At 70.4% G+C, this 26,537-nt stretch carries 16 protein-coding genes and 3 rRNA genes; 14 read left to right on the top strand and 5 right to left on the bottom strand.

Features of this window, described 5'->3' with window-relative positions:
• Window positions 1-44: 44 nt before the first annotated feature.
• From FB388_RS25635 to FB388_RS25625, 3 genes are read right to left on the bottom strand one after another with little or no spacing between them, the layout of a single operon-like run.
• Window positions 45-917, bottom strand: coding sequence for a fumarylacetoacetate hydrolase family protein (locus tag FB388_RS25635; RefSeq protein WP_142104713.1), 873 nt, complete (start codon window positions 915-917; stop codon window positions 45-47).
• Complete coding sequence (locus FB388_RS25630) at window positions 914-2,005, bottom strand: cupin domain-containing protein (protein ID WP_142104712.1); 1,092 nt, start codon at window positions 2,003-2,005, stop codon at window positions 914-916. Before FB388_RS25630 ends, FB388_RS25635 begins: the two co-directional genes overlap by 4 nt.
• Entirely contained in the window at window positions 2,002-3,246 is a 1,245-nt protein-coding gene (locus tag FB388_RS25625) for an FAD-dependent oxidoreductase (protein ID WP_142104711.1), read from the bottom strand. Before FB388_RS25625 ends, FB388_RS25630 begins: the two co-directional genes overlap by 4 nt.
• 58 nt (window positions 3,247-3,304) lie before the next feature.
• Between FB388_RS25625 and FB388_RS25620 the strand changes: the two genes are divergently transcribed.
• From FB388_RS25620 to FB388_RS25595, 6 genes are all read left to right on the top strand, one after another.
• A complete protein-coding gene (locus tag FB388_RS25620) occupies window positions 3,305-4,090 on the top strand; it encodes an IclR family transcriptional regulator (protein WP_142104710.1) in 786 nt (261 codons plus the stop codon).
• Between the two features lie 117 nt (window positions 4,091-4,207).
• Window positions 4,208-5,173, top strand: coding sequence for an ABC transporter substrate-binding protein (locus tag FB388_RS25615; protein ID WP_142104709.1), 966 nt, complete (start codon window positions 4,208-4,210; stop codon window positions 5,171-5,173).
• A complete protein-coding gene (locus tag FB388_RS25610) occupies window positions 5,170-5,970 on the top strand; it encodes an ABC transporter permease (RefSeq protein ID WP_142104708.1) in 801 nt (266 codons plus the stop codon). Before FB388_RS25615 ends, FB388_RS25610 begins: the two co-directional genes overlap by 4 nt.
• Entirely contained in the window at window positions 5,967-6,734 is a 768-nt protein-coding gene (locus FB388_RS25605; RefSeq protein WP_170225828.1) for an ABC transporter permease, read from the top strand. The genes FB388_RS25610 and FB388_RS25605 overlap by 4 nt, the downstream gene beginning before the upstream one ends.
• A gap of 168 nt (window positions 6,735-6,902) precedes the next feature.
• Window positions 6,903-7,718 carry an ABC transporter ATP-binding protein gene (locus tag FB388_RS25600; protein ID WP_425468571.1) on the top strand — a complete coding sequence of 272 codons (816 nt, stop codon included), beginning with the start codon at window positions 6,903-6,905 and terminating at the stop codon, window positions 7,716-7,718.
• A 207-nt stretch (window positions 7,719-7,925) separates the two neighbouring features.
• The gene (locus tag FB388_RS25595) at window positions 7,926-9,542 is read left to right on the top strand and encodes a thiamine pyrophosphate-binding protein (protein ID WP_142104706.1); all 1,617 of its coding nucleotides are present in this window, start codon (window positions 7,926-7,928) and stop codon (window positions 9,540-9,542) included.
• On the opposite strand, the gene FB388_RS25590 is transcribed toward FB388_RS25595, so the two are convergent.
• Window positions 9,539-11,341: an N-6 DNA methylase gene (locus FB388_RS25590; protein ID WP_142104705.1), complete on the bottom strand. Its 1,803-nt coding sequence runs from the start codon at window positions 11,339-11,341 to the stop codon at window positions 9,539-9,541. The two genes, FB388_RS25595 and FB388_RS25590, sit on opposite strands and share 4 nt — an antisense overlap.
• 66 nt (window positions 11,342-11,407) lie before the next feature.
• Here FB388_RS25590 and FB388_RS25585 point away from each other — a divergent pair, with 66 nt between their 5' ends.
• Window positions 11,408-12,199 (top strand): PP2C family protein-serine/threonine phosphatase, encoded by a 792-nt coding sequence (locus FB388_RS25585; RefSeq protein ID WP_142104704.1) that lies wholly within the window; start codon window positions 11,408-11,410, stop codon window positions 12,197-12,199.
• A gap of 42 nt (window positions 12,200-12,241) precedes the next feature.
• Here FB388_RS25585 and FB388_RS25580 read toward each other — a convergent pair whose 3' ends face one another.
• The gene (locus FB388_RS25580; protein WP_170225827.1) at window positions 12,242-12,934 is read right to left on the bottom strand and encodes a class I SAM-dependent methyltransferase; all 693 of its coding nucleotides are present in this window, start codon (window positions 12,932-12,934) and stop codon (window positions 12,242-12,244) included.
• A gap of 35 nt (window positions 12,935-12,969) precedes the next feature.
• Here FB388_RS25580 and FB388_RS25575 point away from each other — a divergent pair, with 35 nt between their 5' ends.
• The 7 genes from FB388_RS25575 to FB388_RS39600 all read left to right on the top strand — a co-directional run bounded on the left by FB388_RS25575 (window position 12,970) and on the right by FB388_RS39600 (window position 26,370).
• Window positions 12,970-15,165, top strand: coding sequence for a bifunctional copper resistance protein CopD/cytochrome c oxidase assembly protein (locus FB388_RS25575; protein ID WP_142104702.1), 2,196 nt, complete (start codon window positions 12,970-12,972; stop codon window positions 15,163-15,165).
• A 396-nt stretch (window positions 15,166-15,561) separates the two neighbouring features.
• A 16S ribosomal RNA gene (locus FB388_RS25570) occupies window positions 15,562-17,082 on the top strand.
• 298 nt (window positions 17,083-17,380) lie between these two features.
• A 23S ribosomal RNA gene (locus FB388_RS25565) occupies window positions 17,381-20,493 on the top strand.
• A gap of 92 nt (window positions 20,494-20,585) precedes the next feature.
• Window positions 20,586-20,702, top strand: a 5S ribosomal RNA gene (gene rrf, locus FB388_RS25560).
• The 16S, 23S and 5S rRNA genes sit together here, the layout of an rRNA operon.
• Window positions 20,703-20,925: 223 nt before the next feature.
• Window positions 20,926-21,540 (top strand): single-stranded DNA-binding protein, encoded by a 615-nt coding sequence (locus tag FB388_RS25555; protein WP_142104701.1) that lies wholly within the window; start codon window positions 20,926-20,928, stop codon window positions 21,538-21,540.
• Window positions 21,462-23,138, top strand: a complete 1,677-nt coding sequence (ettA, locus tag FB388_RS25550) for an energy-dependent translational throttle protein EttA (protein WP_142104700.1) — start codon at window positions 21,462-21,464, stop codon at window positions 23,136-23,138. The genes FB388_RS25555 and ettA overlap by 79 nt, the downstream gene beginning before the upstream one ends.
• Before the next feature lie 118 nt (window positions 23,139-23,256).
• Complete coding sequence (locus tag FB388_RS39600; protein WP_170225826.1) at window positions 23,257-26,370, top strand: hypothetical protein; 3,114 nt, start codon at window positions 23,257-23,259, stop codon at window positions 26,368-26,370.
• The last annotated feature ends 167 nt before the right edge of the window (window positions 26,371-26,537 follow it).

The raw sequence follows: 26,537 nt of genomic DNA, 5'->3' as shown, positions 1-26,537 counted from the left end.
CGTAGCGCCGGCCCGGCCCCGGTCGGGCGGCGCGGGCGGCGGGATCACACCACGTGGACGCCCATCGACCCGATCCGGCCGATGGACATCTCCAGCTCCTCCCCGGACGCGATCGGGCCGACCCCGGCCGGTGCGCCGGTGAACAGCAGGTCGCCGGGCAGCAGCGTCATGACCGACGACGCGTAGGCCACGATCTCCGGCACGGGGACGAGCATGTCGCGGGTGTTCACCGACTGGCGGATCTCCCCGCCGCTCGTGAGCAGGATGTCGAGGCCGGAGCCGTCGCCGACCTCGTCGCGCGTGACGATCCACGGGCCGAGCGGGCTGAAGGTGTCGTAGCTCTTGCGCCGGGAGCGATCGGCGGCGCTGCGCACGGTGATGTCGAGCCCCGCGGTGAAGCCGAGTACGGCGTCCATGGCCGACTCCGCGGGTATGTCCTTGCCGCCCCGGCCGATCACCACGACCAGCTCGGACTCGTGGTGCACCTCGTGGCCCGCGGCGACCACGTCGGGCGGCAGCACGATGCCCGCGCCCGGTCCGACGATCGACGACGGCGCCTTGAGGAAGACGTCGAAGTCCATCATCCACGACTCGACCCGGCCGAGCGTGCGCTCCTGGACGCCGTGCATCTCGGTGACGTGCTCGCCGTAGTTGCAGGCCGCGGCGAGCACCTTCGACGGCCCGAGCGCGGGCGCCCGCAGCGTGACCTCCCCGATGGGTCGCGCCGGTCCGGCCGCCGCGGCCTGCTCCAGCGCCGGGGCGACCGAGGGGAAGTCGCGGCAGAGCGACCGCCACCAGCTCGCCGTCAGCGGGTCGGGGTCGTGCGGCCACGGGAGCGCGTCGGTGACGTCGACGAGCGCGCCGCCGTCCGGTGCGACCACGCCGAGCCGGGCGGCGTCGAACAGGGCGAGCCTCACCGGAGCTCCCGCGGGGTGAACACCTCGGTGACGGCCTGCGGCTCGGGCAGCACCTGCTCCCGGTAGAGGCCGAGCGCCCGCTGGACGGGGGCGTCGGTGAGCACGAACAGGTCGGCCTGCTCGTCGGCGGCGTGCTCAACCGCCGACCAGGACGGCGCGACGAACATGTCACCCGGGCCCCAGTCGAACCGCCTGCCGTCGATCACGGTGGACCCCCTGCCCCGGAACGCCACGTAGACCGCATTGCCCACCCGGCGGACCGGGGTGCTGCGCCGGCCGGCGCGGATGCGGTGCGCTCCGCACCCCAGCGTCGGCAGCACGCTGGCGCCGGTGTTCGGGTTGACGTACTCGACGGTGAGGAGCGGCTCGTCGGACGCGGCGGCCTGCTGTTCGAGCTGTGCGTCGGTGTCAGCCCAGCGGTAGATCAGCAGCGGCGACGGGGCCGGGTCGAGCGGCCCGTCGACGGCACCTGCGCGGTAGCGGGTGCCGTCGTGGTGGGTGTGCTCGGACCGGTTGTGCTCGGCGGGCTCGGGCTGCTGCTCGCCGGGGCCGGGGTACTCCTCGAAGAAGACGGCGTCGAGCGCCGCCACCATCGGCAGGTCGAGGCCGTCGAACCAGTACATCTCGCCGTCGCCGCCGTTGACGTGGTCGTGCCAGTTCCAGGACGGCGTCAGCACCAGGTCGCCGGGGTGCATGTCGCAGGCGTCGCCGTCGACGGTCGTCCAGACGCCGTCGCCCTCCAGGACGAACCGGATGGCGCCGGGGGTGTGCCGGTGCGCGGGCGCGGCCTCGCGCGGGCCGAGGCACTGCAGCGCGCCCCAGAGCGTCCCGGCCGCGTAGGGCAGCCCGCCGAGGCCCGGGTTCTGCAGGCTGAGCACCCTGCGCTCGCCGCCGCGCTCGACCGGCACCAGCTCGATGGCGCGCCGGGCCAGTGGCTTCATCGTGGCCGCGGACCACAGCCACGGGATCGCCTGCGGCTGCGGCGTCGGCGGCAGCAGCCGGTCGGTGATCGTCCACAGCGGACGGAGGTCGACCGCGGCCAGGTCGCGGTAGAGGGCCTCCAGCTCGGTGTCGGTCGTCGCTGTCATCCCACGTCCTCCAGCTCCAGTTCGGCGGGCGGGCGGCCGATGCCGAACCGCTCCACGCTCTCCAGCAGGGAGACCCGCCGGATGTAGTCGCGCGCCTTGTCCGGGTCGGCCGCGATCGCGCGCATGTCGTCCTGGTGCCGGCGGCGGACCGCCTCGTCGCGCTCCCGCAGCCGGTCCGTGTTGCGCTGGGTGTCGGCCTGCACGTACTCGACGGCAACGGTGCGGCGGATCCGGTCGTAGGCGTCGAGCTCGGGCTCCGGGTCGGCGCCGTGGCGGACGATCCGGGCGAGCCGGCGGGCCGCGTCCATCGCGTCGTGGATCCCCGAGTTGAGCCCTACGCCGCCGATCGGCGAGTTGATGTGCGCGGCGTCGCCCGCGAGCAGCACCGGGCCGACCCGGAACGTGGCGGCGACACGCTGGTGCACGCCATAGACTTGGTGGTCGATGACCGGGTAGCCGGGCGCGTACGGCGCGATCCCCTGCAGCAGGCGCTGCAGCCGCTCCGGGTTGGTGGCGTCCTCGTCGCTCACGCCCTCCGGGACCGGCCACACCACGCGCCACGACTCCGGGGTGCGCAGGATGAACAGCCACTGCTCGGGGTCGGCGACGTAGTTGACGTGCCCGAGATCGGGGAGGAGCCCCTGCAGGTCCACCGAGGTGCTGGTGATCGCGAACCGCTCCGGGTAGGTGTAGCCGTCGAAGGCGATCCCGAGGGCTGCGCGCACGGTGCTGCGCGGTCCGTCGGCCCCGATGACGTACGAGGCGGCCAGCTCGGTCGGCCCGTCCGGGCCTTGGAGGGCGAGCACCGGACCGGACGGCGCGATCCGCAGGCCCGTCAGCCGGGTGCCCAGGCGCAGCTGCACGTTCGGGTCGCCCTGCAGCCGCTCGTGGAGCATCCGCACGAGGTGCTGCTGGTTGAGCTGCAACCGGTAGGGGAACCGGGTGGCGTCGGCGAGCAGGCGGAAGTCGAACTCGGCGATCAGCCCGTCGCGGCGGTCCCGGAACTGGTAGGTCGGGACCACGAGGCCCTCCGCGTGCATCTGCGCGGTGATGTCGATCGTCTCGAGTGCCTCGAGCGTGGCCGCGTGGAACGTGCTGGCCCGCCAGTCCGGCCGCGGCTCGTCGCTCTGCTCGACGAGCACGACGGGCAGACCGGCGTGCGCGAGCGTCGCGGCGGCGGTCATGCCGACCGGCCCGCCGCCGACGACGGCCACGGGCCGCGCCGCGCTCACCGGGGACATGCAACGACCCTAGCCAGGGATTCCGTTCTCTGCGAAGGAGATGAGCTAGAGTTCCGCCATGTCGAACGACTCCCGACCCGAGGGTGCGACCACCACCTCGGTGGACAACGCCCTGTGGTTGCTGCAGCTGGTCGGTGAGCGCCAGGCGCTGCGGGTGGCGGAGGCCGCCGACCTGCTCGGAGTCGCCCGGTCCACCGCGCACCGGCTGCTCACCGCGCTGAGGCGCCGCGGCTTCGTGATGCAGGACCGGCCGAACGGCGCGTACCGGCCGGGGCCCGCGCTGTACGAGATCGGGCTGGGGGCGGTGAGCCGCATCGACATCGTCCGGGTGGCCCGCCCGGTGCTCGAGCAGCTCCGGGAGGAGACGCAGGAGACGGCGAGCCTCGCCGTCCTCGAAGGAGCCATGATCCGGTTCGTCGACTGCGCGGAGAGCCCCCGCTCGGTCCGGGTGGGCAACCGCACCGGCGTGGTGCGCCCCGCGCACGCATCCGCCGTGGGCAAGGCGATCCTCGCCGGGCTGCCCGACGCCGAGCTCGACCGCCGCTACCCGGGCCCGGAGCTACCGCCCGCCACCACCTCCGCCGCCGTCACCGAGACCGCGGTGCTGCGCGCCGAGCTGGCCGAGATCCGCACCCGCGGCTACGCGCTGAACTGGGAGGAGAGCAGCGACGGCGTGTGCGCGGTCGCCGTCGCGCTGCGCGACACCGTCGGCCAGCCGCTCGCCGGGCTGGGGGTGGCCGCGCCGAGCAGCCGGATCGGCAGCCCGGACGGGATCCGCGCCTTCGCGCCGTTCGTGCAGCGGGGCGCCGAGCTCGTGCGGGAGCGGCTGCGCTCGCCACAGTAAGGATTCGACCCAGCGGAATTGCCTCCCGAACAAGTCCGCATACGTGGACATCAGCGGGAGGCCGCCCTAGTGTCCTGGCTGCCCGGGGTCCTGCAACGACGCTTCCTGGAGGCCCGAATGCGCAAGGGTGTGACGGCGGTTGCGCTGGCGGCCGTCATGGTCGTCACCGCTGCGTGTGGCGGCGGCGGTGGCGGCTCGGAACCGGGACGGACCGAGATCACCGTCAACATCGTCCCCTTCACCCCGAACGCCGTGCTCTTCCTCGGGATGGAGAAGGGCATGTTCGACGAGCGCGGGATCACCCTGGAGCTGCAGAACGCGGCATCGCCCGTCCCCGTCGTCGCCTCGCTGGTCGCCGGGCAGGCCGACTTCGGGTTCGTCACCACGCCCGTGCTCATCAACGCCAACCGCGAGGGCACCGCGATCAAGTGCGTCGCGCCGATCGACGGCCAGATCAGCGCGGACCGCGACGCCAGCGCCCTCGTCGCGGCCGCAGGCAGCGGCATCGACTCCCTCGACGACCTCTCCGGCAAGTCCGTCGCCGTCGTGCAGCTGGCCAGCATCAACCTGATCGGCGCGAAGAAGATGATCGAGGACGCCGGCTCGCGAGGCACCGAGTACATCGCGATGCCGTTCCCGCAGATGCCGCAGGCGCTCGCCGACGGGCGGGTGGACGCCGCGGTGATCACCTCGCCGTACCTCGAGACGGCCCTCGCGGACGGCGCCGTCGCGCTGGCCCACCCGAGCTCGGACCTGTTCCCGAACGGCACCGTCTACTGCTACGCGGCCACGGCCCAGTACCTGGCCGAGAACGCAGCGGTGGCCCAGGGCTTCCACGACGCCATGGAGGAGGCGATCCTCTACGCGAAGGACCACGAGGACGAGGCCCTCGCCACTCTCGTCGAGCACCTCGACCTCACGCCAGAACAGGCGAAGGCGCAGGTCATCCCGACCAACTACGTGCCCGAGATCAACCTCGACTCGATCGCAGCCATCCAGGACCTGATGGCCCAGCAGGGCTCGATACCCAGCACCGTGAACCCCGCCGACCTGGTCTGGCAGCCCGGCGGGGGTTCCTCGTGACGGTCGGCGACACCCGCTGGTTCAAGGTCACGGCCAGGGTCGTCGTCGTCCTCGCGGTGCTCGGCGGCTGGGAGTACGTCAGCGCCTCCGGCGCGCTCGACGCGAGCACGTTCCCGAGCATGACCGCCACGGTGACCGAACTGGTCCGTCAGCTGCAGGACGCGGACCTCTGGAGCGCGGTGGGGGAGACGATGCGCGGCTGGTCGCTCGGCCTGCTCATCGGTGGCTCGCTGGCGATCACGGTGGGCACCTTGCTGGGCCTCAACCGGTTCGCCTACCTCAGCGTCATCCCGGTGGTCGAGTTCCTCAAGACGGTCCCGGTCATCGCGATCCTGCCGCTGGCCATCGTCGTGTGGGGCGCCACCCTGGAGATGAAGGTCTTCCTCGTCGCCTTCGGGGTGTTCTGGCCGCTGACCATCCAGACCATCTACGGCGTCCGCGCCGTCGACCCCGTGGTGCGCGACACGGCGGTGGTGCTGCGGCTGCGCGGCCTCCGCAAGTTCTGGACGGTGACGCTGCCCAGCGCGGCCCCGTTCGTCGCGACCGGGGTGCGCGTCGCCGCCGCCGTCGGCCTGATCCTGACGATCATCGCGGAGCTCATCGGCGGCGCCGAGGGCCTCGGTCTGTCCATCCTGACGTCGGTCAACGCAGGACCGGACCGGCTGCCCGCCACCTACGCCTACATCCTCGTCACCGGCGCGGCCGGGGTCGCCGTCACGAGCGCCTTCGCCTACCTGGAGCAGCGCCTGCTGCACTGGCACGAGAGCCGGCGCAACCTCGTGGCGAGGGGGGCGTGAGGGTGGCCAGGATCTGGCGGCTGTGGTTCTTCGCCACCATCCTGGTGATGTGGTGGGTGCTGTCCGCGGACAGCAGGTCGACGTTCTTCCCGCCGCTGCAGAAGATCCTGACCCAGCTCTACGACCTCTGGGTCGTCGGCGACGCCCGCCGCGAGCTGTGGTCGAGCCTCGGGCACTTCGCGATCGGCTACCCGGCCGCCGGGCTGCTGGGGATCGGGATCGGCGCCCTGCTGTGGAAGTTCCACCGCGTCGGGCACGCCGTCTCCCCGGTGCTGTACTTCGTCTACGTGATCCCGACGGCGGCGCTGCTGCCGGCGATCGTGGCGGTGATGGGCATCGGGTCGCCGATGAAGATCGCCGTCATCGTCCTGGCCGCGATCTGGCCGACGCTGCTGAACACCCTCGACGGGATGCGGGGCATCGACCCGGTCATGCTCGACACGGCCAAGGTCATGCACATGTCGTCGGCGCGGACGGTTCGCACCGTCGTGCTGCCGGGGGCGATGCCGCAGATCATGGCGGGCCTCCGGCACAGCCTGCAGATCGCGGTGATCATGATGGTGGTCAGCGAGCTCGTCGCCTCCCGCTCGGGCATCGGGTTCTTCATCCTCGAGGCCCAGCAGCGCTTCGCCATGACCGAGATGTGGACCGGGATCATCGTCCTCGCCCTCGTCGGCAGCGCCCTGACTCTCCTGTTCATCGCCGTCGAGCGCGTCGTCCTCGCGTGGTACCTAGCGCCCCGGACCGGAAAGTCCGGCACATGACTCGACGGCCCAGCTTCCCGCTGAGCGCACCGGCGAACCGGCCGAGTACGCCCAGTACGAGGCCGGCACGCCGGCACACCCAGCGGAAACCTGGATCCGCCGATTCATGCACCGGACTTCCGGTCCGGGGCGCTAGCGCCCGCGCCGTCGAGCGGAAGGGGTGAGCCCGTGTCGCAGTCCGAGGTGATCCACAGCCAGCCGTCGGGTCCGGCCGCCGAACCGGTGCTGTCGGTCCGCGCGCTCGCCAAGACCTACAACGCCGGGCAGCGCACCGAACGGTCCGCCATCGCCGACGTGACCTTCGACGTCGCCAAGGGCGAGTTCGTGTGCGTGGTGGGGCCGAGCGGCTGCGGCAAGACCACCCTCCTGCGCTGCCTCAGCGGGCTGCTCACCCCGACCTCCGGCGAGGTCCGGTTCGAGGGAACGCCTCTGACCACGGTCCCGGAACGGTTGAGCGTGGTCTTCCAGGACTACAGCCGCTCCTTGTTCCCGTGGCTCTCGGTGCACCGCAACGTCGCCGTGCCGCTCAAGGTCGCAGGCGTCGCCAAGCAGCAGCGCGAGGCCCGGATCCGCGAGGTGCTCGACGCCGTGGGGCTGGGCGACGTGGGGCGCAGCTACCCGTGGCAGCTCTCCGGCGGCATGCAGCAGCGGGTGGCGATCGCGCGCGCACTCGCGCACCGGCCGGACCTCCTGCTCATGGACGAGCCGTTCGCATCGGTCGACGCCCAGACGCGGTTCGACCTGGAGGACCTGATCCTGCAGGTCCGCCGCGAGCTGGGGATCACGGTCGTGCTCGTCACCCACGACATCGACGAGGCGGTCTACCTGTCCGACCGGGTCGTCGTACTCGGCCGCGCCCCCAGCCGCGTCACCGAGATCCTCGAGGTGCCGCTCGAACACCCGCGCACCCAGGTCGGCACCCGCTCCAGCGACACGTTCGGCCGACTCCGCGGACACCTGATGGAGCTCGTCACCAGAGCCTGAGAACTTCGAGGATCTACTTTGCTCAGCGGTGCGGGTAGCGGAACCTCAGGCGCTCCCTCGCTCCGGGATCGCCTCCTCATGAATGCCAATTCACCACGTCGGCGCTGTCCTCGCGAGGAAGCGCCTGAGAACCCGCGGCGGTGCCGGTGGACGGCCCACTAGAAAGCGGCTCCGCCGCTTTATCAACACGGCCCCAGGAGCTGCCCTATGTCCCGACCAGCCGTCGAGGCACTGCTCGACGTGATCCGCGACTGGGGCGCCGACCGCCTCTTCACCTGCCCCGGCAGCACCGAGGCGGCCGTCCTCGACGCGCTCGTGATTCGCAAGGACGTCGAGCTGGTGCTCACCACCCACGAAGGCGTCGCCGTGTCGATGGCGGACGGGCTGGCCCGCGCGACCCGCCGGCCGAGCGTGGCCTACCTGCACGCGAACGTCGGCCTGACGAACGGGCTGAGCAACCTGTACGCGGCGCAGCTCGCGTACTCGCCGGTCGTCGTGCTGAACGGGATCAAGGCGTCCTCGATCCAGGCCAGGCAGGGTTTCACCACCGCTCCGCGGATGCGTGACCTCGTGCACCAGTACGTGAAGTCGGACTGGCAGTCGCTCACCACCGAGGCCATCCCCGAGGACGTCAACCGCGCTTTCCGGACCGCGACGACCGAGCCCGCCGGCCCGGTGTGGGTCGGGCTCGCCCAGGACCTGCTGGAGAGCACGGCCGAGGTGCCGGTCCCGGACGTCGCCCCCTTCCGCTTCGACTCGCGCACCGCGCCGTCCGCGGGCGCCGTCCGGGCCGCGGCCGACCTGATCTCCGCCGCCGAACGGCCGGTGCTCGTGGCCGGCAGCGACGTCGCGCGGGTGGGCGCGCTCGACCGGCTCGTGCGACTGAGCGAGCAGCTCGGAGCGCCCGTACTGCACGAGGACCGGCGCGGGTTCGAGCGGCCGGGGTTCCCCACCGACCACCCCCACTTCCGCGGGCAGTACGAGGCGGGACACCCGCTCGTGCGGAAGGCCGACCTGCTCGTGTTCCTCGGGGCCCGCCTGTTCCACGAGTTCGAGCCGGCCCGCGTCGCGCCCCTCCCGGTTGGCGTGCCGATCGTCCACAGCCACCCCGACCCGAAGTACGTCGGGATGACGTACGGCGTCGACGCCGCGCTGGTCGGCGACCAGGGGCTGGTGATCGAGGCCCTGTCCGCCGCCCTGCCGGCCGCGCCGCTGCGTGCGGTTCCCCCCGCGGCGCCACCGCCTCCGCGCCGGCTGTCGGTCGCCGGTGCTCCGCTGCGTGCCGCCGACGTCGTCGACGTGATCACCGAGTCGCTGCGTGGCGTCGCGCTCGTCGGTGACGCCACGACGGCAGGGGGCATCCTGCAGCAGCGGGCCCACCAGCACAGCGGCGACGACTACTTCGTCTCGTCGTCGGGGTCGCTCGGCTGGGGCATGGGCGCGGCGCTCGGCATCGCGATGGGCCTGCCCGACCGGCGGGTCGCTGCGGTACTCGGCGACGGCGTGTTCCAGTTCGGGATGCCTGCGCTGTGGTCGGCCGCGCGCACCGGCCTGCCCGTCACCTACGTCGTCATGAACAACCGGTCCTACGCCGCGGTCGGCGCGGCGCTGCGCCGCTTCGGAGGCGAGGCGGTCGAGCGGCAGCACTACCCGGGAGTCGACATCGCAGGCCCGCACATCGCAGAGGTCAGCAGCGCCTTCGGCGTGCCCGGCAGGCGCGTGGACACGCTCACCGACCTGCGGGAGAGCCTGGAGGCGAGCCGGAGGGCCGACCACCCGACGCTCGTCGAGGTCATGACCGACCCAGGCGAGTTCGGTCCCTAACCGGGACGCAGCCAGCCCTCGGCCAGCCCTTCGCCGCCCAGTCGCAGGAGGGTGTCGGCGCGCTCGGCAGCGGTTCGCGCGGTGTCGGCGGCGTCGAGCAGGGCGCGGAACGCCGCCCCCAGCGCCCGCTGCTCCGCGATCGGGAGCAGCGGGACGCGCACGCGGTGGCCGTACCGGCTCGACGCGCCGCCGGGCGCGGGCGTCGAGCGCAGGACGCCGGCCAGGAACTCGGGATCGAGCTGGTCGGGGTCGGTCCGGTAGACGGTGAGCGCCGGACCGAGCACCGCAGGCCGGTCGGCGACGCGGGCCCGCCCCATCGGCGCGGCGACCACGTCCCCCGGCCGCACACGGATCCGGCCGGGCGCCGCCCCCGCGGCACGACCGGTCGGGACGGTGCCGGTGGCGAGGTCGGAGACGGTGAGCACGGCGGCACCCCCGTCGCCGGCCTCCGGTGTCGCTGCGTCGCGCGGTGCGTGCCGGACGGTCAGCACGCCCCGGCGGGCCAGCTCGGCGACGGTGGCCGACGGCCGGTTGCGCACGTCGTCGACCAGCCGGAGCGCGGGCAGGTCCGCGGGCGCGGTCGCGAGCAGCTCGGCCACCTGGCGCCCGGCCTCCGCAGAGGCGCGCCGCTGCAGGTGGTGCTCGGGGCTGAGGTCGACGTCGTCGTCGAGCAGCTCGACGACCGGAACGGCCCGCGCTCCCTCTCCGACGGCGTCCCCGCCCGCGAACGCCTCCCACATCTCGGCCGCTTCCTCGGCAGGCCCGCGGCCGAGCAGGACGCGGGACGGGACCTGCTCGCCGGCCACCGGTCGGCGCAGCACCCAGACGTCCGATGGGCGGGCCTCGTCCTCGATCGTCAGCACCGCCCGGATCGCGCCGGCGCGCAGGAGGTTGGCGCGGATGCGCCGTCCCGGCCGGCGCGCCGCGACCGCGCCGGGGAGCCGCAGCACGACGCGGCCTCCCGGCCGGACGTGCGCCAGGCCGTGCTGCATCCAGGCCAGCTCGGGCTCGGTGCGCGGCGGAAGGCCGTGGGCGAACCGGACGTCGCCCGCCAGCGCGTCGTGCGGCCACGTGCGATCGACGACGGGCGGGGCGGACACGACCGCGTCGAACTCCTCGCCCGCGAACGCGTCGTGGCGCAGGGCGTCGGCCACCGCGACTGTCGCACCGCGCGCCCCGGCGAGCAGCAGCCGCGTGGCGGCGATGCGGGCGGTTGCGGGGTCGGCCTCCTGCCCGCGCGCCGCGCCGGTGCCGGTGACGAGCAGCAGCGCGCCGGTGGCGCAGGCCGGGTCGAGGACGCTCCCGCCGTCGGGCAGCGCGATGCGCGCCATGGCCGTCGCGAGCGCGTCCGGTGGCTCGCCTGCCGGCCGGCGGAACCGGGCGCAGAGATCCTCGTAGGCGGCAGCGGGACCCCGGCGGGCGGCCACGTCGTCGAGGAGGGCGGCCAGCTCCGGATCGTCGAGCGGGGGAGGGTCGCCGGGCAGCAGGTGGGCCAGTTCGGGGTGGTGGCGGCCGAGCAGGTGCGCACCGGCCGCGGCGAGGCGCTCCGGCAGGAGGAAGTCGGCGCCGTCGGAGAGGAGCCGCTGCCACGCCCGGTCGATGGCCGAGAGCCGGTAGCGCTTGCCGTTGCGCCGAAGCCACTCCTCGACCTCCGACAGCGCGAACCGCGGGTTGGACGCGGTGCCGGACACGGGGGCCGGGAAGTCGTCGTGCCGGCGGCGCCAGTTGCTGACGGCCGCCCGGCCGACACGGCCGAGCCGGGCGATGTCGCCCGTGCTGACGGTCGGGTCGGCGGCCATGTCGCTGAAGGTAGTTCACGCCCCCCGCAGTTGTGAAGCCGGTTCACAGCATGAGAGGGTGACCCCATGCGACCGACGCTGCGCTCCGCGGTCGGCTCCGACGTGGGCCGTCGCAGGGAGAACAACCAGGACTCGGCCGTCACGAGCCCGCGGATACTGGCCGTGGCGGACGGGATGGGCGGGCACGCCCACGGGGAGGTCGCGAGCACGGTCGCGATCTCGGCCATGCGCGACCTGGACGCCCAGCTGCGCGGCGTCGACCTCGCCGGGGTCGACCTGCTCGCCGCACTGCGCGACGCCGTCGACGAGGCCGCGGCCCGGCTCACCGCGCTCGCCAAGCAGGACCCGGACCTGCGCGGCACGGGCACCACCGTCGTCGCGTTCCTGGTCGACGGCACCCGGATCGGGGTCCTGCACCTCGGCGACTCCCGCGCCTACCTGCTGCGCGAGGGCGAGCTGCACCGGCTCACGCGCGACCACACGCTCGTCCAGTCCCTCGTCGACGAAGGCCGCATCTCCGAGGAGGAGGCGGCGACGCACCCGCGCCGGTCGTGGCTGGTCAAGACGCTGCAGGACAGCAGCACCCCCGAGCCGGACCTGTTCCACGTCGACGGTGTGCCCGGCGACCGCTACCTCATCTGCTCCGACGGCGTCACCGCCGTCCTGGAGGACGCGCAGCTGCAGGAGGTCCTCGCCGGAGTCGCCGAGCCAGAAGCGGCCGTCGCGGAGCTGATCGCCCGCGCCAACGCGGGCGGCGGCCCGGACAACATCACCTGCATCGTGGCCGACCTCGTGGAAGGCGCCGAACCGGACGACGACAACCCGGTCGTCGTCGGCGCAGCCGCCACACTGTCCTGAGACCCGGCCCCCGTCGCTGTGCGAGTCGGACGTTCGCTCCCGTCAGCGGCGGGCCACGAGCCGCCGCAGCGGCACGGGGAGCACCCGGCCCGGACCGGCTCGCCCGGCGAGGTGGGCTGCCACGCGCTCGCGGACGTCCGTCGGCAGGTCCGGCGGCCACCACCCGGCCCGCGGTAGGTCGGTCACGAGCGCGTGCGCCGCGGCCGCGTCGGGCAGCGGGAGGGTGAACGCGCACCGGTCGTCGCCGAGTACGGCGAAGTCGGCGGCGGCGAGCAACCAGCCGGCCTGGTCGAGCGCGGACCGGTTGGTCCAGCCGGTGCGGTGCACCGCTGCCGTCCGCAGCTCCGCGAGCGAGCGCGGGCTCGCCGACGGCACCACGACGACCAGCGTCCCGGACGGCCGGAGCACGCGCCGGAGCTCGGCGAAGACACCGTCGAGGTCGCGCAGGCGGGGCAGTGCGAGCAGCAGGACGGCGCCGTCCACCGCGTTGTCGCCCAGCGGCAGCGCGTTGGCGTGACCGGCGACCACCGGCGGCCCGCCCGGCCGGGGCGCCGGGTCGACCCCGACCCACCGGCCGGCGAACTCGCCCGCCAGCGGCCCGGATCCGCAGCAGACGTCCACCACCCGGGTGGCGTTCGCGAGCGGGCTCGCCGCCCACGGGATGGCGCCGGCCCCGTTCCGGTCGGTGGCGGCGCGCAGCAGCCGTCCCGCGACGTCGTCGGGGGGTGTCTTCACGGGGCGGAGTATCCGGTACGGCATAGCCTGGGCTCATGGCGCACGTCGAGCCCGCCGAACCACAGCCGTCCACCCGGCCGGCCGGCGAGGTCGCGGGCCTCGTCGGCGTCGGCGGGATGATCGCCGTGCTCGTCGCGGCCGGTGTCACCGCGCTGTCCGGGGCCCGGCCCGCCGCGGCGCTCGGCCTGCCGGACCCGGGGACGCTCACACAGGTCGGGCTACCGGCGATGCGGACGGTCTCCGAGATCTGCATGGTGCTGACGATCGGGGCGGTGCTGCTCGCGGCGTTCCTCGTGCCGCCGCAGCGGTCGGGCTACCTGGACGTCGCCGGGTACCGGGCGTTGCGGGCGGCGTCCTGGACGGCGGCGGGCTGGACCGTCGCCGCCCTGCTCATGGTGCCGCTGAGCATGGCCGACGCGCTCGGACGCCCGGTCGACCAGCTGCTCGACCCGGCCACGGTGCTCGACCTCCTGCCGCGAATCGAACCGGCCACCACCTGGGCGCTCACCACGCTCGTCGCGGTGGTCGTCCTCGTCGGCTGCCGCGCGGTGCTGACCTGGGGGTGGACCGCCGTCCTCTTCGGCATCACGCTGCTCGGACCGCTACCCGTGACGTTCACCGGGCACTCCTCCACCGGCGGCTCCCACGACATGGCCTCCGACAGCCTCGTGCTGCACGTGCTCGCCGCGTCCCTGTGGGTGGGCGGGCTCGTCGCCGTGCTGCTGCTCGCAGCGGCGCGCGGCCCGGACCGGCTCGAGGCGCTGGCCACCGCGGTGCCGCGGTACTCGCGGCTGGCGTTGGTCTGCTGGCTCGTCGTCGCCGTCACCGGGGTGGTCAACGCCCTCGTCCGGCTCCCGCTCGGCGCGCTCATCGGTTCGACGTACGGCACGCTCGTGCTGGCCAAGGCCGCTGCTCTCCTCGGGCTCGGCCTGTTGGGTGCCCTGCACCGGCGATCGACGGTGATCCCGGCGGCGCGTGGCGACGCGGGCGCACTGTTGCGCTTCGGCGGGGTCGAGGTGCTGCTGATGCTCGCGACGATCGGTATCGCCGTGGCGCTCGGTCGCACCGCGCCCCCGGACACCGGTGTCGGCCCGCCCTCGCGCGTCGAGGTCGTGATCGGTTACGACCTCGCGGGGCCACCGACGTTCACCAGGCTGGCCCTCGACTGGCGCTTCGACCTGGTCCTCGGGACGGCAGCGCTCGTGCTCGCAGCCGTCTACCTGCTGGGTGTGCGGAGGCTGCACCGCCGCGGCGACCGGTGGGTCACCGGTCGCACGGCCGCGTGGCTCGCCGGATGCGCAGCGCTGCTGGTCGCCACCAGTTCGGGCATCGGGCGGTACGGGCCGGCCATGTTCAGCGTCCACATGGGCCAGCACATGATCCTCGGGATGCTGGTCCCGATCCTGCTGGTGCTCGGGGCGCCGGTCACGCTCGCGCTACGGGCGTTGCCACCGGCCGGGCGCACGGGGCCACCCGGACCACGGGAGTGGCTGCTGGCTGCCGTGCACTCACCCGTCGCGCGCCTGCTCACGCACCCGCTGGTCGCGCTCGCGCTCTTCGTCGGCAGCTACTACGCGCTGTACTTCTCAGCGCTCTTCCCGGCCGCGCTGCCCGAGCACTGGGCGCACAAGGTCATGAACCTGCACTTCGTGCTGGTGGGGGCGTTGTTCTTCTGGCCGATCGTCGGCATCGACCCGGCACCGCGCCGGCTCCTGGCCGCGGCCCGGATGGGGTTGGTGTTCGCCTCCGTGCCGTTCCACGCGTTCTTCGGCGTGGCCGTCATGAGTGGCAACACCCCGCTCGGCGGGGACTACTACCGCAGCCTCGCCCTGCCCTGGGTGCCCGACGTGCTGGCCGACCAGCGGCTCGGCGGTGGCCTGGCCTGGGCCGCCGGCGAGATCCCGCTGCTCATCGTCGTGATCGCATTGCTCGTCCAATGGTCGCGCCAGGACGAACGGTCGGCGAGACGCGCTGATCGACAGGCGGACGTACACGGCGACGCGGACCTCGACGCGTACAACGCGATGCTCCGCCGCCTGGCGACGGGAGGGGCGCCGCTCGTCGCGCAGAGCGACGAAAATGCCCATGAGCCAGGTCACACGAAAGAGACTGTGCCTGGACGGCAGGAGGCCGGTGCAACCCGCGGCGGCACCTCCTCAGAGGCCGTCGCCGCAGGTCAACGCGATCCGGACCGCCCGCAGAGGCCGTCCGGAGGGCCCGGCGACGACTGACCGTTCGTCGCGCGCGGTGCCCCGGACAGGCACGGTGAGTGACGCCTGACGGCCCGTTTCCGCTGGTCAGCGCGTTACGAGGGGGGCGATTTGACTGTCCCGGAAGCCGTCGCGTAACTTTCTCTTCGTCAGCGAGACACCGGACAGAACGAAGGCCTGAGAGCCTCGGTCAACAGGGCCCGCTGGCCGCCCCCCTCACAGGGACCCCCCGGATCCACTCGGATCGGGAGGTGTACAGTGGGGGAACAGCCCCGGAAGGACGCCTAACGGCGGACGATGGTGTGCGGGTGTCTCTTGAGAACTCAACAGTGTGTCGAGCTTGTTCATGAATTGGCTTTGTGCCAGTTTGAACATTATGCCGAGGCCCCGTCCTCGGCAACATTGTAGGGCCAGTTTTTGTTGGAGAGTTTGATCCTGGCTCAGGACGAACGCTGGCGGCGTGCTTAACACATGCAAGTCGAGCGGTAAGGCCCCTTCGGGGGTACACGAGCGGCGAACGGGTGAGTAACACGTGGGTGACCTGCCCTCAGCTCTGGGATAAGCCCGGGAAACTGGGTCTAATACCGGATATGACCTGCTGCTGCATGACAGCGGGTGGAAAGTTTTTCGGCTGAGGATGGGCCCGCGGCCTATCAGCTTGTTGGTGGGGTGATGGCCTACCAAGGCGACGACGGGTAGCCGGCCTGAGAGGGCGACCGGCCACACTGGGACTGAGATACGGCCCAGACTCCTACGGGAGGCAGCAGTGGGGAATATTGCGCAATGGGCGAAAGCCTGACGCAGCGACGCCGCGTGGGGGATGACGGCCTTCGGGTTGTAAACCTCTTTCGACCGGGACGAAGGGAAACTGACGGTACCGGTAGAAGAAGCACCGGCCAACTACGTGCCAGCAGCCGCGGTAATACGTAGGGTGCGAGCGTTGTCCGGAATTATTGGGCGTAAAGAGCTCGTAGGCGGTGTGTCACGTCGGTCGTGAAAACTTGGGGCTTAACCCTGAGCGTGCGGTCGATACGGGCATCACTTGAGTTCGGCAGGGGAGACTGGAATTCCTGGTGTAGCGGTGAAATGCGCAGATATCAGGAGGAACACCGGTGGCGAAGGCGGGTCTCTGGGCCGACACTGACGCTGAGGAGCGAAAGCGTGGGGAGCGAACAGGATTAGATACCCTGGTAGTCCACGCCGTAAACGGTGGGCACTAGGTGTGGGGGCCATTCCACGGTCTCTGTGCCGCAGCTAACGCATTAAGTGCCCCGCCTGGGGAGTACGGCCGCAAGGCTAAAACTCAAAGGAATTGACGGGGGCCCGCACAAGCGGCGGAGCATGTGGATTAATTCGATGCAACGCGAAGAACCTTACCTGGGTTTGACATGCACTAGACGCGTCTAGAGATAGGCGTTCCCTTGTGGCTGGTGTGCAGGTGGTGCATGGCTGTCGTCAGCTCGTGTCGTGAGATGTTGGGTTAAGTCCCGCAACGAGCGCAACCCTCGTTCCATGTTGCCAGCGGGTTATGCCGGGGACTCATGGGAGACTGCCGGGGTCAACTCGGAGGAAGGTGGGGATGACGTCAAGTCATCATGCCCCTTATGTCCAGGGCTTCACACATGCTACAATGGCTAGTACAGAGGGCTGCGAGACCGCGAGGTGGAGCGAATCCCTTAAAGCTAGTCTCAGTTCGGATCGGGGTCTGCAACTCGACCCCGTGAAGTTGGAGTCGCTAGTAATCGCAGATCAGCAACGCTGCGGTGAATACGTTCCCGGGCCTTGTACACACCGCCCGTCACGTCATGAAAGTTGGTAACACCCGAAGCCGATGGCCTAACCCCTTGTGGGAGGGAGTCGTCGAAGGTGGGACCGGCGATTGGGACGAAGTCGTAACAAGGTAGCCGTACCGGAAGGTGCGGCTGGATCACCTCCTTTCTAAGGAGTCCACCGTGTTGGTGGGGTTGACCACTGCTCGAAGTTCTGAGCGTGGTTCTCCTTGTCTTTGAACAGTCACACCTTGCACGTCTGGGGGTGTGGCGCTGGGTGGAACACAAAGAGTCAGTTCATGGATGTCGACACACTGTTGGGTCCTGAGGAGACACCTTGCTGGTGTTTGCTCAGCTCCCGGTCTGATCGTCTAACGCCTCACATTGGTTGGGGTGGTGATGGTCGAACCCGACCGGGGTGTGGTTGTGCGTTGAGTGTTGCATAGTGGATGCGAGCATCTTGTTGTGAATAAGTGTTTAAGGGCACATGGTGGATGTCTAGGCATCAGGAGCCGATGAAGGACGTGGGAGGCCGCGATAGGCCTCGGGGAGCTGTCAACCGAGCTGTGATCCGAGGATTTCCGAATGGGGAAACCCGGCACCCGTCATGGGGTGTCACTCATGCCTGAATACATAGGGTATGAGGGGGAACGTGGGGAAGTGAAACATCTCAGTACCCACAGGAAGAGAAAACAACCGTGATTCCGTGAGTAGTGGCGAGCGAAAGCGGATGAGGCTAAACCTCGGTCGTGTCAAGCCGGCAGGCGTTGCGGCTGGGGTGTTGTGGGATTTCGTCGTTGGGGTTCTGCCGAGCTCCAGATGGTGTTGTGTGGTGTTAGTGGAAGACTTCTGGAAAGGGTCGCCGTAGTGGGTGAGAGCCCCGTACGCGAAAACGCCGCACGTGTCATGGACGTTGTTCCCGAGTAGCAGCGAGCTCGTGGAATTTGCTGTGAATCTGCCGGGACCACCCGGTAAGCCTAAATACTCCCTGATGACCGATAGCGGACTAGTACCGTGAGGGAAAGATGAAAAGTACCCCGGGAGGGGAGTGAAATAGTACCTGAAACCGTGTGCCTACAAGCCGTCAGAGCTTTTCGAAGTGATGGCGTGCCTTTTGAAGAATGAGCCTGCGAGTTATGCTTCGTGGCGAGGTTAACCCGTGTGGGGTAGCCGTAGCGAAAGCGAGTCTGAATAGGGCGTGTAGTCGCGGGGTGTAGACCCGAAGCGGAGTGATCTACCCATGGCCAGGGTGAAGCGACGGTAAGACGTCGTGGAGGCCCGAACCCACCAGGGTTGAAAACCTGGGGGATGAGCTGTGGGTAGGGGTGAAAGGCCAATCAAACTCCGTGATAGCTGGTTCTCCCCGAAATGCATTTAGGTGCAGCGTCGCGTGGTGGATGCCGGAGGTAGAGCACTGGATGGGCTAGGGGGCCGACAAGCTTACTGAACTCAGCCAAACTCCGAATGCCGGTATTTCTAGCGCGGCAGTGAGACTGCGGGGGATAAGCTTCGTAGTCGAGAGGGAAACAGCCCAGATCACCGGCTAAGGCCCCTAAGCGTGCGCTAAGTGGGAAAGGATGTGGGATCGCCCAGACAACCAGGAGGTTGGCTTAGAAGCAGCCACCCTTTAAAGAGTGCGTAATAGCTCACTGGTCAAGTGGTCCTGCGCCGACAATGTAGCGGGGCTCAAGCGCACCGCCGAAGCCGTGGCAATGCCACATTAGATCCGCTTCTCCTCTTCGGGGGAGTTGTGTAGTCGTGGTGTTGGGTAGGGGAGCGTCCTGCATCCGGTGAAGCGGCCCTGTGAGGGAGTCGTGGAGGGTGTGGGAGTGAGAATGCAGGCATGAGTAGCGAATGCAGAGTGAGAACCTCTGCCGCCGAATGACCAAGGGTTCCTGGGCCAGGTTAATCCGCCCAGGGTGAGCCGGGACCTAAGGCGAGGCCGACAGGCGTAGTCGATGGACAACGGGTTGATATTCCCGTGCCTGTGACAGTGCGCCCGTGCCGAGGCCGGTGATGCTAACCATCCGAACCCGCTTGCTGGCCTTCGGGCTGGCTTGTTGGGGGAGCGTGGGGCCCGATCCGGTAGTAGGCAAGCGATGGGGTGACGCAGGAGGGTAGTCCCGCCAGGCGGTGGTAGTCCTGGTGTAAGCCTGTAGCCCGACATGTAGGTAAATCCGCATGTCATCAAGGGTGAGAGGTGATGCGTAGCCGATTGAGGCGAAGTAGGATGATCCCATGCTGCCGAGAAAAGCCTCTAGCGAGTGCTGTTGCGGCCCGTACCCTAAACCGACACAGGTGGTCAGGTAGAGAATACCGAGGCGATCGAGTGAACTGTGGTTAAGGAACTCGGCAAAATGCCCCCGTAACTTCGGGAGAAGGGGGGCCGGAGGCTCTGAAGCCCTTTGCGGGCTAGGGGCAGCCGGCCGCAGAGACCAGGCCCAAGCGACTGTTTACTAAAAACACAGGTCCGTGCGAAGTCGCAAGACGATGTATACGGACTGACGCCTGCCCGGTGCTGGAACGTTAAGAGGACCTGTTAGCTCTTCGGGGCGAAGCGGAGAATTTAAGCGCCAGTAAACGGCGGTGGTAACTATAACCATCCTAAGGTAGCGAAATTCCTTGTCGGGTAAGTTCCGACCTGCACGAATGGCGTAACGACTTGGGCGCTGTCTCGACCACAGACTCGGCGAAATTGCACTACGAGTAAAGATGCTCGTTACGCGCGGCAGGACGGAAAGACCCCGGGACCTTTACTACAGCTTGGTATTGGTGCTCGGTTCGGCTTGTGTAGGATAGGTGGGAGACTGTGAAGCTGTCACGCCAGTGATGGTGGAGTCGTTGTTGAAATACCACTCTGGTCGAATTGGGTGTCTCAACCTCGGGCCATGATCTGGTTCAGGGACAGTGCCTGGTGGGTAGTTTAACTGGGGCGGTTGCCTCCCAAAGTGTAACGGAGGCGCCCAAAGGTTCCCTCAGCCTGGTTGGCAATCAGGTGTCGAGTGTAAGTGCACAAGGGAGCTTGACTGTGAGACTGACAGGTCGAGCAGGGACGAAAGTCGGGACTAGTGATCCGGCACCTCCTGGTGGAAGGGGTGTCGCTCAACGGATAAAAGGTACCCCGGGGATAACAGGCTGATCTTGCCCAAGAGTCCATATCGACGGCATGGTTTGGCACCTCGATGTCGGCTCGTCGCATCCTGGGGCTGGAGTAGGTCCCAAGGGTTGGGCTGTTCGCCCATTAAAGCGGTACGCGAGCTGGGTTTAGAACGTCGTGAGACAGTTCGGTCCCTATCCGCCGCGCGCGCAGGAGACTTGAGGAAGGCTGTCCCTAGTACGAGAGGACCGGGACGGACGAACCTCTGGTGTGCCAGTTGTCCCGCCAGGGGCATGGCTGGTTGGCTATGTTCGGAAGGGATAACCGCTGAAGGCATCTAAGCGGGAAGCTCGTTCCAAGATGAGGTCTCCCACCACCTTGCGTGGTTAAGGCCCCCAGCAGACCACTGGGTTGATAGGCCAGAGATGGAAGCCCAGCAATGGGTGGAGTTGACTGGTACTAATAGGCCGAGGGCTTGTTCACAGCAAGTTGTTTGCATCCACTATGCGACCCTGAGCGCACAGCTACGTTCATTTTGGCGCATCCACTATGGTTTCATATAATTTGATAGTGTTGTCGGTGGTTTTGGCGGAGGGGGAACGCCCGGTCCCATCCCGAACCCGGAAGCTAAGCCCTCCAGCGCCGATGGTACTGCACTCGTTAGGGTGTGGGAGAGTAGGTCGCCGCCGACATTCAACGTTCAGTGGGCCCCCGCCAGCAGGCGGGGGCCCACTTTTGTTTTTCTCGAGTCTTGCACGGGATACCGACAAGACCTGTCGCGCCGACCGGAGTTGTCCACCTCGCACCTCGGCCATCCACAGTTCCGACGCGGGCCTCGTGTCCTCCCCGCGGATCACGCACGCTCGACGTGGGTGGCCCGACGGGTCACCGGACACGAGGGCGAGGAGCGCAACGATGAACGCAATCCAGGTCACGGTGCCGGGCCGAATCGCCACCAAGCCCGAGCGGCTTTCGTCGAAGAACGGGGTGGGTGCGCGGTTCCGGATCGCGAGCACGGAGCGGTTCTTCAACCGTGCGGCAGCGGAGTGGAGCGAGGCGGACCCGGTCTACCTCACGGTCACCTGCTGGCGGCAGCTCGCGGAGAACGTGCTCCTGTCGCTGCGCGTGGGCGATCCGGTCATCGTGCACGGGAAGCTGGTCAACCCGAGCTTCGAGCGTGACGGCCGCGTAGAGCGCCGGCTGGAGATCAGTGCGGGGGCGGTCGGGCCGGATCTCCGGTGGTCCACCGCCGTTGTCACGCGCTCGAGGGCGGCCGCAGCCGATGCTCCGCCGGGCACGGGCGGCCCGTCCGGCGCACCCACCGGGCCGTCGGGCGAGCCGCAGCGGCCCGGCAGCGGTGTATCCGGCGGCGCAGAGGGCGATCCTCGGCCACGTGTGCTGGCCGGTGAGGCGGCCGTCGGTGCGCGACGGGGCGGAACTACCATCGTCACGTGGCGGAGTTCATCTACAGCATGCAAAGGGTCCGCAAGGCCCATGGCGACAAGGTCATCCTCGACAACGTCACTCTGAACTTCCTGCCCGGAGCGAAGATCGGCGTTGTCGGGCCGAACGGCGCCGGCAAGTCGACCGTGCTCAAGATCATGGCCGGCCTCGAGCACCCGAACAACGGCGACGCGATCCTGGCCCCTGGCGCCACGGTCGGCATCCTCCAGCAGGAGCCGCCGCTGAACGAGGAGAAGACGGTCCTCGGCAACGTGGAGGAGGGCCTCGGCGAGATCAAGCAGCAGCTCGATCGCTACAACCAGATCGCCGAGGAGATGGCCACGGGCTACTCCGACGAGCTGATGGAGGAGATGGGCCGGCTCCAGGAGATCCTCGACCACAACGACGCGTGGGAGCTCGACTCCCAGCTCGATCAGGCGATGGACGCTCTGCGGTGCCCGCCGCCGGATGCTCCGGTCAGCCAGCTGTCCGGCGGGGAGCGGCGCCGGGTCGCGCTGTGCAAGCTGCTGCTGAGCAAGCCCGACCTCCTGCTGCTCGACGAGCCCACCAACCACCTCGACGCGGAGAGCGTGTTGTGGCTGGAGCAGCACCTCGCGAGCTACCCCGGCGCCATCCTCGCGGTCACCCACGACCGGTACTTCCTCGACAACGTCGCCGAGTGGATCATGGAGCTCGACCGGGGCCGGGCCATCGGCTACGAGGGCAACTACTCCACCTACCTGGAGAAGAAGGCCGAGCGCCTCGCCGTCACGGGGCGCAAGGACGCCAAGCTGCAGAAGCGACTCGTCTCCGAGCTCGCGTGGGTCCGGTCGGGGGCGAAGGCCCGGCAGGCGAAGAGCCGCGCCCGGCTGCAGCGCTACGAGGAGATGGCCGCCGAGGCCGCGCAGTACCGCAAGCTCGACTTCGAGGAGATCCAGATCCCGCCGGGGCCGCGGCTGGGCAACGTCGTGGTCGAGGTCGACCACCTCGACAAGGGCTTCGACGGCCGGGTCCTCATCAAGGACCTGTCGTTCTCGCTGCCCCGCAACGGCATCGTCGGCGTGATCGGTCCGAACGGCGTGGGCAAGACCACGCTGTTCAAAACGATCGTCGGGCTCGAGGAGCCGGACTCCGGCACGGTCCGCGTCGGCGAGACGGTCCTGCTGTCGTACGTCGACCAGAACCGGTCCGGGATCGACCCGAAGAAGACGGTCTGGGAGGTCGTCTCCGACGGGCTCGACCACATCAAGGTCGGCAACGTCGAGATGCCCTCGCGGGCGTACGTGGCGGCGTTCGGGTTCAAGGGGCCGGACCAGCAGAAGCCGGCGGGCGTCCTGTCCGGCGGCGAGCGCAACCGCCTGAACCTGGCGCTCACGCTCAAGCAGGGCGGAAACCTGATCCTGCTCGACGAGCCCACCAACGACCTCGACGTCGAGACGCTCGGTTCGTTGGAGAACGCGCTGGAGCAGTTCCCGGGCTGCGCCGTGGTGATCTCGCACGACCGCTGGTTCCTGGACCGCGTCGTCACCCACATCCTGGCGTGGGAAGGTAGCGACGAGAACCCGGCCTCGTGGTTCTGGTTCGAGGGCAACTTCGAGGCGTACGAACGCAACAAGATCGAACGCATGGGTGCGGAGGCGGCGCGACCGCACCGAGTGACGCACCGTAAGCTGACTCGCGACTGAGAGCTATGCATCCCCCGGCTGGTGATCTCTACCGGCTCGGGAGGCGGATCCCGGCACTTCAGGAGGTCACGTGGGGTCGACGCGTGCCGAAGGCCGAGTGATCGGGGCAGTACCACGGGTGAACGCAGACCTCGTTGAGGCTGCTGCGGCTCTCCGGTGGGCTCGCCCCGACCTCACGGCCGAGCTGGCCGACCACGTGCTCGAGGAGGCGTCCGCCGCCGGCCAGCAGGACCGGTGGTTGGACGCCGCGGGGTGGGCCGTGCACGCACGGACCGCCACCGGCGACGGACGTGAGACCGCGTGCGGGGTGCTCGCAGCCTTGCCGCAGTGGGGCAGCGAGGCGCTCACCGGCGCCGCGGCCCGTCGCCTCCGGATCGAGCTGGCGATGGTGGCGGCGGGCGCCGGCGAGGTCGAGTTCGCCCGCAGGCTCCTCGCCGGGGTGCAGGCCGACGACGGTGACCCCGAGCTCACCGCCGACCTCCTCTGCGCCCACGCCCGGTGCGCCGTCGAGGACGCGCCCGACGAGGTGGCGGCGGCGCTCGACTCAGCCGACGCCGCGTGGGCCGCGGTCGGCGGCACGGCGGGCGAGCTCGGCGGTGCATCGGTGGCCCTCGTGCGGGCCGTCGTGGAGCGCCGTGCGGGGCGGTCGGCGGCCGCCGTCGACCACGCGGCCGACGGGCTCGCCCGGCTGGAGCGTGCCCGCGCAGGCGCAGGCAACGCCTCGGGCCACCTCGCTGCCGCGCTCGCGGCGGAGTGGATCTCCGCGCTGCTGGACGCCGGGCGGCTCACCGAGGCACGCGAGGGCTGCGGTGCGTTGCTGCCCCGCCTCTCGGAGCAGGCGCGTCCCACCCGGCAGCTGGCGCTGTTGAGGCTCACTGTCACGAGGGTGCTCGCCGCCGAGGACGCCCGCGCAGACACTGCGGAGCTGCTCGAGCAGGCCGCCGAGGCCGCCGCGGGAAGCGATGTGCCAGACCTCGAGGCGGTCTGCCGCACGGCCCTCGGCGCATTGCACGAGCAGGCGGGGCGGCTCGACACCGCTCTCGCGGCGCTGCAGCTCGCCGTCGGCGCCGAACGCCGCGACCGTGGCCGGTCCCGTCGCTTCCTGGCCGCGCTGGCCGAGCTGCCCGCCGAGCTGCCCACTGCATTGCCCACAGCGCCGCCCACCGAGCGACCGGTCGAGCCCGAGCAGCCGAAGCGGCACCGGGAACGGCAGGGGTCTTCCACCTCGCGGGCCGGAGCGAACAGCACTGCGCCCGCAAGCGCGGCACCGGCAGACACTGCACCGGCGGACACTGCACGGGCGAGCTCCGAGGCAACCACGGTGTTGCCTGCGATCACGCGTGGCGACCGGAAGCTCAGGGCGAACCGGGGCGAGGACCGGGAGCGGGGGAAGTCGCGGTTCGAGCGGCTGCTCGAGGAGCCCGCGCCCGCCGAGGCCGAGCCGGCCGCCCCCGACGAGCCGTCGACCGCGTGGGACGCCGTGCCGTGGAACGGTTCCTCGGGCGACTCGCCGATCGGCGACCTGTTGATCCGGAGCTTCCGCACCGATCCGACCGAGCCGGCAGAGAACGGCTCGGCGCGGCGCAACGGCAAGTCCGTCGGTGGGTCGGCACGGCGCTCGGAGGAGCCTGGCACCTCGTCCGGCTGGATGCCGAAGCTCGACGCAGACCGTGCGGGCGACGAGGAGTCGCCCACGCGCCGCCGAGGGCGGTCGGGCGACACCGACCGCAGACGCTCCCGCCGCGCCGGTGCGGAGAGGGACGACACCCCGTCGGACCCGACACGGCAGTCCGAGCCCACCCAGCGGCGTTCCCGCCACGGCGACGACGAGCCCGCCGACCGCGCTGATGCCCGCACCGCTCGCGGACGGCACGGTCGCGCCGGGAGCCTCGACGCTTCCGAGGACGGCGAGGGCGACCGGTCCCGGAGCACGCGGGGCGGCGGTGCGCGGCGACGGCAGGAACCGGCGGCTGTCGATTCGTGGACGCCGGAGTCGGACGTGAAGGGCCCGGATCTGCGCGGCGCCGACCGGCGCGGGGATGCGGAACCGATCGCGGCCCCGACGTCGTCCGGCACCTCGGACGACTCCGACGGCTGGTTGCAGTCGGCGCTCGCGGAGCTCGATCGCGCACTCAGCGGCATCGGGGTCAGCGGGCCCGCCCGGGTCGACGAGCCGGCGGCCTCCGACGACGGGTGCTCCGTGGTCGTCGACATCGCGCGCGACGGCAGGCGCTTCGCGGGCCGACGCGCGGCGGCGGTTGTGCGCTCGGTCGCCGATCTGCTCGCCGACCGGCTCCCCGCCGGAGCTCGGTCCCAGTTCGCCGACGCCGACGCGCTCGTCGTCACACGTGCGGGCTGGAGCCGGCCCGATGCCACCGACTGGATGCATCGCACGCTGCCCGGGCTGCTGGACGGGTTCCTCGCCCCCGAGGACCTTCCCGGAGCGCAGCTGCGCGTGGCGGTGCACGACGCCGACGGCCCGGTGGGAGCGCAGCTGCTGCAGCCGCTCGCCCCGGCAGGGCGGGAGCGCGGCACGGCGGATCCGTCGGCCGAGGTCCCGGCCACCGTGTCGGAGGCTCGCGGGCAGAAGTTCCGGGCCGCGCGGGCGGGTCGGCCGGAACGAGGGGCCGGCCCCCTCGGGGAGCGCCACTCGGACCCGGCTGGAGTGACGGCCCCCGCCGCGTCGGCGGGCTGGCCGTTCTCGGGGGACGACCCGGAGCCCGATCCCGCGCCGCTCACCGCGGACGACGCGCCGCGCAGCGATGAAGCCGGTGAACGGGGCCGGCGGCACCGCTCCGACACGCCGGAGCGGGCGCGCAGTGCGCAGGAACCGGTGAAAGCCGGTGGATCCGGCCGCGCAGCTCGCCGCCGCAGCGCTGACACGCCGTCGGGCACGGGCGTGAACGGCACCGGCTCGAACGGGACGGTGTCGAAGGGCACGGCGTCCAACGGGACGGCGTCGAACGGCACGGCGTCCAACGGGACGGCGGCGAACGGCGCGGCCGCGAACGGGAACGGGGCGGCGAACGGCAACGGCGCCGGTTCCGGGCGACGCGCGAAGCGCGCCGAGGCCGGCGACACCGCCCCTGCAGAGCGCGCCCCGGAGCAGGTCGCCGTGTCGGCGAAGGGCCGGGAGGGGGCCGGTCGCGAGCCGGACCGGGCGGAGTCCACGGAGGGGCTCGGGATCGCCGACCTGCTGGCCGGGGCGTTGGCGGCCTACCGCGGGATCTAGTGCCACGCACCAGATCGGCGCAACCGCAGGGGTGCGGAGGCTCGCAGTCGCAGGGTTGCGAGCCCGAGCGCCGGAGCCGACGAGCGGGATTCGGGCGAGTGGAGCAGGGCTAGGGTGGCGGTGAGCCCGCCGGCCGCGGGCGACCCACGGCGGCGGAGTGAGTACGC

This window comes from Pseudonocardia cypriaca, from assembly GCF_006717045.1.
Classification (GTDB): domain Bacteria; phylum Actinomycetota; class Actinomycetes; order Mycobacteriales; family Pseudonocardiaceae; genus Pseudonocardia; species Pseudonocardia cypriaca.
Note: the sequence above shows the minus strand (reverse complement) of the source record. Positions and strands in the feature narration are given on the sequence as shown.